This is a genomic window from Lyngbya sp. CCY1209, assembly GCF_035615495.1.
Taxonomy (GTDB): domain Bacteria; phylum Cyanobacteriota; class Cyanobacteriia; order Cyanobacteriales; family Microcoleaceae; genus Limnospira.
Window position 1 is genome coordinate 1 of the sequence record NZ_JAJENU010000412.1, and the last position, 12,068, is coordinate 12,068.

The following is a 12,068-nucleotide window of genomic DNA, read 5'->3' on the forward strand; positions in this document are numbered from 1 at the left end:
GTGGGGGGGGGGGGGGGGTGGGGGGTGAGGGGGGCTTTATCACAGTATTCGACAGGACGGAATCATGTCACAACTCGAAGGAACTTGGACGGCGGACTATATCACCACCAACGGCGTCAAATTGCATTACGTCACCCAGGGAGACGGCCCGCTGATGGTCATGCTGCACGGATTTCCCGAGTTTTGGTATTCCTGGCGATATCAAATTCCCGAATTCGCGGCGGAATATAAGGTGGTGGCGTTGGATATGCGGGGTTACAACGAAAGCGACAAACCGAAGGATTTGGGCGCCTACACCGTCGAAGAATTGACGAAGGATATCGAAGGAGTGATCCGGGGTTTGGGGTACGATCGCTGCGTTTTGGTGGGTCACGATTGGGGGGGCGCGATCGCCTGGTATTTCGCCTACGCCTACCCCGAATTGGTCGAGAAACTGATCGTTTTAAATATTCCCCACCCGGCCCGATTTGCGGACGGGTTGTGGACGTGGGAACAGTTGCAAAAAAGTTGGTATATTTTTCTGTTTCAACTGCCGCTAATTCCCGAATTGCTGTTGCAGGCTGACGACTATCAGGCGATCGCCGCCGCATTCATCGATACGGCGATCGACAAAAATGCGTTCACCCCGACGGATTTGGAACTTTACAAAGATGCGGCGGCGAAACGGGGCGCACTGACGGCGATGCTGAACTATTATCGCAATATTTTCCAGGATTTATTCAATCGGAAGCCGGAGTGGAATTTGCTCTCCGTCCCCACCCTGATGATCTGGGGCGAAAATGACGCGGCTTTGGGGCGGGAACTGACCTACGGTACCGAAGAGTATGTGCGGGATTTTGAAATTCGCTACATTCCCAATTGCAGCCATTGGGTGCAGCAGGAAAAACCGGAATTGGTGAACCGGTATATCTGGGAATTTTTGAGGGAAGAGAGTGCGATCGCGCCCGACTCCGCCGACGAGGATTGAGATTCGGATTGGCGGGCCCGCTTCAATCTAAAATCAGGGCGCAAGCCTTGCGCCCCTACTAAAATCATGGAATCTCCCTCGAAAGGAAGATGTGCCGCGATCGGGAATCTGTCAAATTGAACCTATGTTGCAATCCGAGCGATCGCCGAGATTGATTTTGATCCGCTCAATCTGCCACCAAAGTCGGATATTGTCAGTTTATATCTGTCCCGCACTGTGACCCGCATCGCGATCGCAATGTGGAGTTGGGACGCGAGTGAATGCTGGGCAAATTTTGGATGCCCGGAAAGCTCGGCTATTCAAATAGCCGGCCCGAGCGTTTCTTGTTTTTTTTTGATACCAATTTTAGGAGAAATTTATGAGTCAGCACGCCGAAAATCTTCGAGCTATCACCAAAGCGATGATGGCCAAGGGAAAAGGAATTTTGGCGATGGACGAGAGTAACGGAACCTGCGACAAGCGGTTTCAAAAAGTCGGCATTCAAACGAGTGTGGATAAGCGCCGCGACTACCGCGAGATGATTTTGACCACCCCCAACCTCGGCGACTACATCAGCGGTGCGATCCTCTACGACGAGACGATCCGCCAGATGTCTCGGGATGGGAAACCCCTGGTTAAAATCTGCCAGGAAGCCGGAATTATCCCCGGCATCAAAGTGGACATGAAAGCCAAAGATCTCGCCGGTTTTCCCGGTGAAAAAGTCACCGAGGGACTCGACGGACTGCGCGATCGCATCGCCGAATATTACGAAATGGGTGCCCGGTTCGCCAAGTGGCGGGCGGTGATCGCGATCGGCGAAAATATCCCCAGCCATGCCTGCGTCGAAGCCAACGCCCACGCCCTGGCCCGCTACGCGGCACTCTGTCAGGAAGGCGGCTTGGTGCCCATCGTCGAACCGGAAGTTCTCATCGACGGCAATCACTCCATCGCCCGCTGCTTCCACATCACCGACGCGACGCTGCACTCCGTCTTCAACCAACTGCACACCCAGGGCGTCGCCCTCGATCGCATGGTCCTCAAGCCCAGCATGGTCATTTCCGGGAAGGGTTGCCCCGAACAGGCTTCGGTCCAGGAAGTCGCCACCTTCACCGTCCGCTGCCTGCTTCGCAACGTCCCCGCCTTGGTGGGCGGCGTGGCTTTCCTGTCCGGCGGTCAGACTCCGGAACGGGCGGCGGCGCACCTCAACGAAATGAACGTCCAGTACGGCGACATCTGCCCCTGGCCCGTGACCTTCTCCTACGCCCGCGCCATCCAGCAACCCGCCCTCGAAGCCTGGAAGGGCGAAGATGCCAACGTGAAAACGGCCCAGGAATTGCTATTACATCGCGCTAAATGCAACAGTGCCGCCCGCAGGGGTGAGTACAGCAGCGATATGGAAAAACAACTCGTCGCCGTCTAAGCAAATCTTTCTCGAATGCGATTTTAGAGGAGCGTGGGTGCTGACGGCACCCACTTTTTTTGGTTCGTGCTAGAGTAGGAGACTGTTAAATTTTCAAGATCAATTCTTTATTATCTGATGTTCAAAAAATGTTTGGTGTCCGGTCTGGCGTTGCTGATGTTATCGCTGGGAGCTTGTTCTCAAGGTTCTCAAACTCAAAGTGACCCCGCCGGGGACAATGCCGATCCGCTGGTGGTGGGGGCGATTCCGGACCAAGATCCGCAAAAACTCCAGCGCCAGTATGAAAAATTGGCCGCCTATTTGGAAGCAGAGTTGGGGGTTCCGGTGGAATACAAACCCGTCACCGACTACGCCGCCGCCGTCACCGCCTTCAAAGTGGGGGATTTGGAATTGGTTTGGTTCGGCGGGTTGACGGGGGTGCAGGCGCGGTTGCAAGTTCCCGGGGCAGAAGCGATCGCCCAGCGGGATGTGGACGAACAATTTCACAGTCTATTTATCGCCAATACGGAATCGGGACTGACGGAATTTGAAGAGATTTCGGATTTGGAACAATTGAAGGGGCGGCGGTTTACCTTCGGCAGCGAGTCCTCCACGTCGGGGCGGCTGATGCCCCAATACTTCTTGCAACAGGCGAATGTCAATTTGTCGGATTTTCAAGGAGAAGCGGGCTTTTCCGGCGACCACGATAAAACCATTAAGTTGGTAGAGGCGGGTAGCTACGAAGTGGGGGCGGTGAATGAAAAGGTGTGGCAAAAGCGGGTGGAAGAAGGAACCGTTGATTTGGAAAAAGTGACGGTGATTTGGCGGACTCCTTCTTACTACGATTATCATTGGGTGATCCATCCCCGGGTTGAAGAACAATATGGCGAGGATTTCATCGCCCGAGTTCGGGAGGCGTTTTTAAACCTCGATCCGAATGTTCCCGAAGAACAGGAAATTCTGGAATTATTCAGCGCCGGAAAGTTTATCCCGACTCAAAATTCTAATTACTCTCAAATTGAGGAAGTGGGACGGGAAATTGGGAAGATTCAGTAGCGGATTTTTGGGCAACCCTATAAGGTTGCACCCACCGCCTCCACCGGCAACCCGGGACGGTTGCCTCCACGGATAAGAGCGGAAAATATCAGATCTAAAATTACACCGAAGTTTTGGAGGGCGAATGCCATTCGCCCCTACAATTTGATGTGGATGGCAAGGTTGCGATTTTTGATATGGTTGAAAATTTTCCCGTTTTTGAATTGAAAAATGTGGGGCTGCGATTCGGTGCGATCGCGTCACTTTCGGGAATTAACTTACGCATTGAAGCGGGGGAAAAAGTCGCTTTGGTGGGTTCGTCCGGGGCGGGGAAGAGTACGCTGCTGAGTTTGTTGAATGGGAGTTTGCTTCCCAGCGAGGGGGAAGTGTGGGTGTTGGGGCGAAATTTGGGGACGCTGCGTCCGCCGGTTCGCCGTCATTTACAACGGCAAATTGGAACGGTTTACCAGCAGTTTCATTTGGTGGAGAATCTGCGGGTGATTCACAATATCAACGCCGGAAATTTGGGAAACTGGCCGCTGTGGAAGGCGGCGGTCTCGCTGATGTATCCGTTGGAGGTGAAAGCGGCATCTGAGGCGTTAAATCGGGTGGGAATTGCGGAGAAATTATTTGAACGGACCGATCGCCTCTCCGGGGGACAGCGGCAGCGGGTGGCGATCGCGCGGGTTTTGGTACAGAATCCCAGCGTTATTTTGGCGGATGAACCGATTTCCAGCCTTGATCCGGAGCGATCGCTCGAAATTATGGATCTGCTCTCCAAAATAACCCGAGAACGCGGTACAACCCTGGTCGTCAGCCTGCACGCGATCGAATTCGCCCGCAGCCACTGCGATCGCGTCGTGGGACTCAAAGGGGGACGAGTCCAGTTCGACATTTCCGCCTCGGACCTGACTGATACAATGATCGAAAAACTATATACAACTCAAGATTAAAAAAATTGAAAAATCCCGCCCGAACGACTTTGGGAAATCAATCTTCGATGGGCGGGCCCATCCGGCAATTCAGATCCCCGGCGGTTCCCAGGACTCACGTCAAACAAGATTTGTAGAAATCGATCATGTTCGAGCAGCTTCAAAACTGGCTTCTCAGTCAGAACTACATCCCCCACGGTCACTGCTACCTGTGGCAACCGGATTTGGTTTGGTTGCACTTGCTTTCAGACTCGTTAATCGCCCTCGCCTACTATTCCATTCCGGTGATACTGGCCTACTTCGCCCACAAACGGCACGATCTGCCCTTCCGGTGGATTTTTCTGCTCTTCAGCCTGTTCATCATCACCTGCGGAACCACCCACCTGATGGCGGTCGTGACGCTCTGGTATCCCTTTTACTGGCTGTCGGGGACGATCAAAGCCGCCACCGCCTTCGTTTCTTGCTATACCGCCCTGGCGTTGATCCCGATTCTGCCTCAAGCCCTCGCCCTTCCTAGTCCGACTGAGTTGCGAAACCTTAACCGAACCCTCGAACGGCGGGCGGCGGAATTGACCCGGGCCAACGATCGCCTCCAGCGGGAGATCCGGGAACGGCAACAGGCGGAAGCCGAACTGCTCAAAGAGAGAGCCCGGTTTCGGGCCATGTTCGACGGGGCGGCGATCGGAATGGCTTTGGCAAACGACACCGGACGCCTCTTAACCACCAATTGGGCCCTTCAAAACTTTCTCGGCTACAGTGCCGAGGAACTGAGAAACATGACCTTTTCCGATTGTACCCACCCGGCGGATGTCGAAGCCGATCGCCAACTCTATCAGGAATTGATCGCCGGGAAACGGGATGTCTATCAACTGGAAAAGCGCTACATCCGCAAGGACGGACGGCAGATTTGGGGATATCTGACCGTTTCTTTAGTCCGCGCCCGAGACGGATTATTTGATGCCGAAGATCAAAATTTTGCGATCGGCATGGTGGAAGATATCCAAGAGCGAAAACAGGCGGAAGCCGAACTGGAACAGCATCGCCTCCACCTCGAAGAATTGGTGGCCGATCGCACCGAGCAACTCACGCAGATGAACCGCCAATTGCTGCAAGAAATCCAGCGCCGGGAGCGCATCGAGATGGCGCTGCGGGATAGCGAAGAGCGATTTCGAGAAATTTTTGAAGATGCCCCCATCGGCATTTTCGTCTGCCTGCCGCCGGACTACGAGTTCGCCCAAGTCAACCTGGCATTTTGTGAAATTGTCGGCTATTCCGCCGCGGAATTGCAAACGCTATCGGACGAAGAGATCACCCACCCGGAGGATATCATTTCGACTTCCGGTCAGAGCCGGGGCGTGGTGGCCTGCAGGCCGGACGGATTTCGCTTGGAAAAGCGCTACCTCACGAAAACCGGGGCGGTGCGCTGGGTGAGTCTGACGACGCGGGTGCGACGGAATTTGAGCGGGGAAGTTCTTTATATTTTAGCGATGGTGGAAGATATCAGCGATCGCCGCCTGACGGAGATCGCCCTGCGGGAGAGCGAGGAACGGTTGCGAGCCATTTTGGACAATTCCCCGGCACTGATTTACATGAAAAATTTGGAGCTGCAATATTTGCTAATTAACCGCAAATGTGGAGACGTTTGCAATTTCGATCCGGAGGATGTCGAAGGGAAGACGGCTTACGATATTTTTCCAGAGGAACTCGCTGATGTTTTCTCCAACCACGATCGCCAAGTCCTCAACTTGAAAGTTCCCCTCCAGTTTGAAGAACGAATTTTCCACGGCGGAGAACTCCACACCTATTTGTCCATTCAATGCCCCTTATTCGACTCCGACGGAAACATTTACGGGGTTTGCGGCATCTCCACCGATATCACCGTCCGCAAGCGCATGGAAGATGAACTCGCCTGCCAAAATAAAGCCCTGGAACGGGCGACCCAGGCGGCGGAGGCGGCGAACCGCGCCAAGAGCGAATTTCTCGCCAATATGAGCCACGAAATCCGCACCCCCATGAATGCGATTTTGGGCTTTTGTGAATTGCTGGAAAATTTGGTTCGGGAACCGCTCCAGCGCTCTTATCTGCGCTCGATCGCCGCCAGCGGCCGGACGCTGTTGGCGCTGATCAACGACATTCTCGACCTCTCCAAAATTGAAGCCGGCAAATTTCAACTGCACTACGAAGCGGTCGATGTGCGGCAGCTTTTGACCGAAGTCGAGCAAATTTTCTCCCAAAAAGCGGCTCAAAAAAATCTGTCCCTGGGGGTGGAAGTGGGCCGGGACGTTCCCACCTGCATCAGTTTCGACGAGGTGCGGTTGCGCCAGATTTTATTTAATGTGGTCGGTAACGCCCTCAAATTTACCGATGGCGGCGGGATCGAAATTTCCCTGCGCTGCCGGCCCTCGGAAACACGTTCACCCGGAGAAATTTGTCTGGAAATTGCCGTCGAAGATACCGGCATCGGCATCGACCTCGAACAGCAGGACGACATTTTCGACGCCTTTCGCCAAAGCGAAGGTCAGAGCAACCGCAAGTACGGCGGCACCGGGTTGGGTTTGGCGATTACCAAGCGGTTGACCGAGATTCTGGGGGGGCGCATCGAACTGCAAAGTGAGTTGGGTCGGGGCAGTCGCTTTGCATTTATTTTTCCGCACGTTCGCACCCTCGACTCCGCTTTTCTTCCCCAGAAATTGGAGTTTCAGTCCCGGAAAAGTTTGGCGGATTTCGCCCCCGTGACGGTCCTCGTCGTCGATGACGTGGCGTCCAACCGGGAGCTGATTCAGGGCTATTTTGCCCAGACTCACCATACCGTTTTGAGTGCTGAGGATGGGTCCGAGGCGATCGCGATCGTCCGCTCTCAGAAACCCGACCTGATTTTGCTCGATTGGCGGATGCCCCACATGGACGGACAGCAGGTGGCATCGATCCTCAAAACCGATCGCACCACCCGGGACATTCCCATTGTCATCCTCACCGCTTCGGCGTTTTTGCAGGAACAGCGGCAGTGGCGATCGCTCTACGACGGCTTCTTGCGGAAACCCGTCAGCCGCGTCCAATTAGCCCTGGAATTGGAGAAATTATTTCCAGTATTAGAAAAGACAAAACAAACCGAAGACGGCGCCCCGACGGACACCGCACCCGCGCCGGAAGAATCTCCCCAACCCGTTTTGGTTCCCGAACGGATACCCGAACTGCTCGAAAAATTGCGGGAAGAACAAGAGACGAACTGGCGCGAGTTGCGTCAAACTTTGATTTGGGGGGAAATTCACAAGTTCGCGGAACGCATGGAAGCTCTGGGAAATCAATATCAGTGTTCGGAACTGTTGCAATATGCCGACCGCCTCAAAACCGAGCAGGCTGAGTTCGATGTCGATGCCCTGCAAATGACCGTCGAATCGTTTCCGGAGCTGGTGCGAGGGATTGGAGAAAGTGAAAAGTGAAAAATGAAAAATGAAAAATGAAAAGGTGATTTCTATTCCCGACTCCCTAATACCGACTCCCGACTCCCTACTTTCACGCGATCGCAAAATGCTGCGGGCGATGATTATTGAGCCCGCAGCATCTCGTTTTCTCCAATATGGGGAGTCGGTTTTGTTTACACCGTCATCCCGGGTTCCGGCTGGGCTGCGGCCGGTTGGGAGGGGTAGTTCGCTGCCACTTCTTCGTAGACTTTGAGGTACTCCCGAGCCGAGTTTTCCCAGCTAAAGTTTTGCTGCATCGCCCGCTGCTGGAGTCGCCGCCAGTGATCTTTGTACCGGAATGCCTCGGACGCCCTCACCATCGAGGTGAAGAAGTCCAGGGGCTCGTAGCGGTCGAAACAGTAGCCCGTCCCGACTTCGTTCACCGGGTCGTTGTGGGACACCGTATCCACCAAGCCCCCGGTCTGCCGCACGATGGGGATGCAGCCGTACCGCATCGCCAGCATTTGGCTGATCCCGCAGGGCTCGAAGCGGCTGGGCATGACCAGGGCGTCGCACCCCGAATAAATTCGCCGCGACAGGGCGTCGTTGAACAGGATTTGGGTGCTCATGCGGCCCGGATGGCGGGAGGCCATTTGCCACATTTGCGTCTCGTAGTAGCGATCGCCCGTCCCCAGCATGATAAACTGAGAGTCGGTGAAGGACAGGAGCTGGTCCATAATTTGAATCACCAGATCCAGTCCCTTCTGCTCGACGAGTCGAGTCACCATCCCGATCAGGAACGAGCCGGAGTTGACTTCGAGTCCCAATTCTTCCTGGAGGGCGACTTTGTTGGTCTTGCGCCTTTCCACCGTGTCGGCGTTGAAATTTTCGACGATATAGCGATCGGTTTCCGGGTTGTAAGCCATCGTGTCGATGCCGTTGAGAATTCCCGACATCTTGCCGCTGATGTAGGAGAGCAACCCCTCCAGGTTTTCCCCGTAGCTTGCCGTCTGGATTTGACCGGCGTAGGTGGGGGAAACCGTCGTGACGCGATCGGCAAATTGGACCGCCGCCGCCATGACGTTGTGACCTTCCATGTACCAAGGACACCAGGTGATGCGTTCCAAAAACCACCGCCAAGGCCCCTGATACGCTAAATTATGAATGGTGAACACCGTCCCCATGTCGGGGGTTTCTTTCATCCAGACGGGAATCATCCCCGTGTGCCAGTCGTGGCAGTGGACGATTTGGGGCTTCCAATAATTCCAGCAAAATTCTGCCGCACCGTTGGCAAAGAGGGTGAACCGCCAGTCCTCATCTTCTCCGTAATACACTCGCCGGGGCATGAAGGAGGGGTGTCCGAACAGATATAACGGAACATCTGTCTTGGGCAACGTCGTCTCGAAGACGGCGAACTTCTGGTACATGGCGTTTCCCCACCAGATCGGTTCCTTCGGGATTTTGAGTTTGTCTGGCAAGAAACCGTAGTAGGGCATAAAGACGCGGACATCGTGTCCCATTGCCCGCAACACCTGGGGTAAAGCCCCGACGACATCCCCCATACCCCCCACTTTGGCCAGAGGAGCCGCTTCGGCAGCTACAAATAAAATTCGCATAATTGTACTTTGCGTTCCCTTAGATCGAGATGCGTACCGTCATCATACCTGTGGAGGCCGTACTATTTTCAGGTTTCTGGCAGCGTTCACTGTCCATCTAACTGTCAACCCACAAGGAGAAGTCATGCACGCCCACATTGACAAGCCCAGAGGCTTGCCCCCACAAATCTTATTGTATGTTGGAATTCGCATCAATCCCTCTCAGATGATCTAGAACCGATTTTTTCTAATCCAGCCGGTGATGCTTTCATGAGATCCTCAAAAATGTTACATCAATTTTTTCATTCTGTTATATCGGGGGCGGGAGTCGGAGTCCACCCCAACAACATTTTTCAAGCCGTTTTGATTTTGAGCCTCTGCTGGTTCGGCGGAAGTTTGGGGGGTTCCGTCCGCGCCCAAACGATCCCCGAGTCCGCCTCCGTCCCGGCGGACGATCGCGCCGAAACTCCGACACCCCGGTTTCGGGATGGCGTCTACCTGTACGGACAGTCTCCCGAACCGGAACAACTCGGACAGGCTTACATGGTGTTTGAAGTCCGACGGGAAAACTTCGTCGGCGCCTTTTATATGCCCCGTTCCTCCTTCGACTGCTTCACGGGGCGATCGCGGGGCAATCACCTGGCCCTGACCATCGTGGACAGCTACAGCCAAGAACCCCACGCCTACAGCGTCAACTACGATCGCGCCTCGATCCTAGCCGCACGGCAAGGCGGCGCCGACCTGCAAGTTGGCTTGGAAGGATTTTACCCGATCGAACCCGTCGGCGAAAACGATCGCCGCATCTTGGCCGTCTGCAAGTCGGACTTCGACGAAATTTAGGTCGGGAGTCGGTATTAGGGAGTCGGGAGTCGGGGGGAAAGAAAAATAATTGTTAATTATCAATTATCAATTATCAATTATTTTTCAGATTCACTGCCACTTCCTGCAACAATGCGATCGCCTGCTGCAGTTTGTCGAGGATTTCCGGTTGGGTGGGGGAACCGGGATCTTCCGGGGGCGTCGGGGGGGGCGGGAGCGTCCCGCCCCCCAACTGGGTGACGTAGCTCAACAGATCGCGATCGCGCCTCAACCACCCCTCCAAAAATAATTTCTGGTCGGGATTCGCTTCAACCCGCTTGTAGCGGTAATCCATCCGGGCTTGACCGTAGCGCTGGGCCGTTTCCAAATTATTATTCTGTTCCAGGGTGGCTTGGGTTTTCGGGCCGAATTTCCCGTCCACCGTCAGCCCCCCCAAAGTTTCCTGCAAAAATTCCACGCTGGCGCGGACGCTAAAATTCACCGCCGTATCGAACTGCACCACCGCCAGGGGCAACACCATCAGATCCGCTTTGGAGGCTTGCCAGTACATCGTATAGTACACCTCCTCCACTTCCAGCTTGGTGATCTCCTTGACGGACTTCGACGGTTTCCCCTGATTCTCCAGGTAGGTGTCGTAAGTCGCCTGGGTGATGCCGTAATTCACCACACCCCCCAGGTCTTCCGGGTGTCCGACACCCCCCTCCCACTTCAGGGTAAATTCGAGGGCGGTGTGAAAGGAATCGCGAGATGTTGTCATGATAATTGGTGATAATTGACAATTAATTATTGATAATTGACAATCGATAGTTGTCCGTTATCAAATCTCCCCACACTTCACACCCTCGCTTACCGCTAACCGCGATTGATTTCGGCAAAGATTTCGGTCAAAATCTCTTGGGCTCCCTGTTCTTTCAGTTTGTGGGCCAGTTCGATGCCCAACTGTTCCGCGTCTGCGGCGGCCCCGGCGACGGTATCTTTGATCAGCCGCTTTCCGTCTAAACTGGCAACCATCCCGGTCAGAGTCAGGCGATCGCTTTCAACAACTGTATTCACGCCGATGGGAACCTGACATCCCCCTTCCAACTCCCGCAAAAAGGCCCGTTCGGCGTGGCACCGCTGGGCGGTGGGGGTATGTTCCAGGGCTTTGATCACGTCCAGAATTTCCGTGTCTCCTTCCCGACACTCGATCCCCAGCGCGCCCTGTCCGACGGCGTGCAGCGAGATATCCGACGGGATGACCTGGCCGATGCGATCGCCCATTCCCAGCCGTCTGAGCCCCGCCACGGCCAGGATCAGCGCATCATACTGACCTTCATCCAGTTTTTGCAGTCGGGTGTTGAGGTTGCCCCGAACATCTTTAAATTCTAAATGGGGGTAATGGTGCCGCAATTGGGCGAGACGGCGCAGGGAAGACGTGCCGATAATCGCCCCCGCCGGCAAGGTGTCGAGTTGTTTGCCCCGATTTTTTTCGTGAAACACTACCGCGTCCGCCGGATCTTCCCGTTCCGTGACGCACCCGAGCATCAACCCTTCGGGGAGTTGGGTGGGCAGATCTTTGAGGGAGTGAACCGCGATGTCAGTTTCGCGACTGAGCATCCCCACTTCCAATTCTTTGGTGAACAGTCCCTTGTCTCCAATTTTGGCCAGGGCGACGTCGAGGATCTTGTCGCCTTGGGTGGACATGGTGTGAACCTCGAACTTGATGTCCGGGAAGCGCTGCTGGAGCTGTTCCTGGACCCAGTAGGTTTGGACGAGGGCGAGTTGACTTTTGCGCGAACCGATGCGGATGGTGCGGGTTGCGGCAGATACGGATACTGTCATATCGGGTGTGCGATCGTGAATTTGAATATCAGTTCGGGTAGCTATTAGGGGTCGAGAGAGATGTTACCATCTCCCCCTCCCATTCAGAACCGTGCATGAGACTTTCACCTCACACGGCTC

At 54.7% G+C, this 12,068-nt stretch carries 9 protein-coding genes; 6 read left to right on the forward strand and 3 right to left on the reverse strand.

Annotated elements, in window-relative coordinates:
* Nucleotides 1-64 precede the first annotated feature (64 nt).
* From LKE08_RS12070 to LKE08_RS12090, 5 genes are all read left to right on the forward strand, one after another.
* On the forward strand, nt 65-967 hold the full coding sequence (locus tag LKE08_RS12070; protein WP_324704479.1) for an alpha/beta hydrolase: 903 nt from the start codon (nt 65-67) through the stop codon (nt 965-967).
* A 358-nt stretch (nt 968-1,325) separates the two neighbouring features.
* On the forward strand, nt 1,326-2,366 hold the full coding sequence (locus tag LKE08_RS12075) for a class I fructose-bisphosphate aldolase (RefSeq protein ID WP_324704480.1): 1,041 nt from the start codon (nt 1,326-1,328) through the stop codon (nt 2,364-2,366).
* A gap of 117 nt (nt 2,367-2,483) precedes the next feature.
* Nucleotides 2,484-3,401 (forward strand): putative selenate ABC transporter substrate-binding protein, encoded by a 918-nt coding sequence (locus LKE08_RS12080; protein ID WP_324704481.1) that lies wholly within the window; start codon nt 2,484-2,486, stop codon nt 3,399-3,401.
* A gap of 176 nt (nt 3,402-3,577) precedes the next feature.
* Nucleotides 3,578-4,333, forward strand: coding sequence for an ATP-binding cassette domain-containing protein (locus tag LKE08_RS12085; protein ID WP_324704482.1), 756 nt, complete (start codon nt 3,578-3,580; stop codon nt 4,331-4,333).
* Between the two features lie 125 nt (nt 4,334-4,458).
* A complete protein-coding gene (locus LKE08_RS12090; RefSeq protein WP_324704483.1) occupies nt 4,459-7,752 on the forward strand; it encodes a PAS domain S-box protein in 3,294 nt (1,097 codons plus the stop codon).
* A gap of 155 nt (nt 7,753-7,907) precedes the next feature.
* On the opposite strand, the gene glgA is transcribed toward LKE08_RS12090, so the two are convergent.
* Nucleotides 7,908-9,329 (reverse strand): glycogen synthase GlgA, encoded by a 1,422-nt coding sequence (glgA, locus tag LKE08_RS12095; protein WP_324704484.1) that lies wholly within the window; start codon nt 9,327-9,329, stop codon nt 7,908-7,910.
* A gap of 264 nt (nt 9,330-9,593) precedes the next feature.
* On the opposite strand from glgA, the gene LKE08_RS12100 reads away from it, so the two are divergent.
* Entirely contained in the window at nt 9,594-10,148 is a 555-nt protein-coding gene (locus LKE08_RS12100) for a hypothetical protein (protein ID WP_324704485.1), read from the forward strand.
* 73 nt (nt 10,149-10,221) lie between these two features.
* Here LKE08_RS12100 and LKE08_RS12105 read toward each other — a convergent pair whose 3' ends face one another.
* Together LKE08_RS12105 and hemC are read right to left on the reverse strand one after the other, a co-directional pair.
* On the reverse strand, nt 10,222-10,884 hold the full coding sequence (locus LKE08_RS12105) for a glycosyl hydrolase 108 family protein (protein ID WP_324704486.1): 663 nt from the start codon (nt 10,882-10,884) through the stop codon (nt 10,222-10,224).
* 95 nt (nt 10,885-10,979) lie between these two features.
* Nucleotides 10,980-11,948 carry a hydroxymethylbilane synthase gene (gene hemC, locus LKE08_RS12110; protein ID WP_324704487.1) on the reverse strand — a complete coding sequence of 323 codons (969 nt, stop codon included), beginning with the start codon at nt 11,946-11,948 and terminating at the stop codon, nt 10,980-10,982.
* Between the last annotated feature and the right edge of the window lie 120 nt (nt 11,949-12,068).

Excerpts from the sequence above, each read along its gene's own strand:
- hemC (WP_324704487.1), bottom strand. The coding sequence starts at position 11,948 with ATGACAGTATCCGTATCTGCCGCAACCCGCACCATCCGCATCGGTTCG.
- LKE08_RS12070 (WP_324704479.1), top strand. The coding sequence starts at position 65 with ATGTCACAACTCGAAGGAACTTGGACGGCGGACTATATCACCACCAAC.
- LKE08_RS12085 (WP_324704482.1), top strand. The coding sequence starts at position 3,578 with ATGGTTGAAAATTTTCCCGTTTTTGAATTGAAAAATGTGGGGCTGCGA.
- LKE08_RS12105 (WP_324704486.1), bottom strand. The coding sequence starts at position 10,884 with ATGACAACATCTCGCGATTCCTTTCACACCGCCCTCGAATTTACCCTG.
- LKE08_RS12100 (WP_324704485.1), top strand. The coding sequence starts at position 9,594 with ATGTTACATCAATTTTTTCATTCTGTTATATCGGGGGCGGGAGTCGGA.
- LKE08_RS12080 (WP_324704481.1), top strand. The coding sequence starts at position 2,484 with ATGTTCAAAAAATGTTTGGTGTCCGGTCTGGCGTTGCTGATGTTATCG.
- LKE08_RS12090 (WP_324704483.1), top strand. The coding sequence starts at position 4,459 with ATGTTCGAGCAGCTTCAAAACTGGCTTCTCAGTCAGAACTACATCCCC.
- glgA (WP_324704484.1), bottom strand. The coding sequence starts at position 9,329 with ATGCGAATTTTATTTGTAGCTGCCGAAGCGGCTCCTCTGGCCAAAGTG.
- LKE08_RS12075 (WP_324704480.1), top strand. The coding sequence starts at position 1,326 with ATGAGTCAGCACGCCGAAAATCTTCGAGCTATCACCAAAGCGATGATG.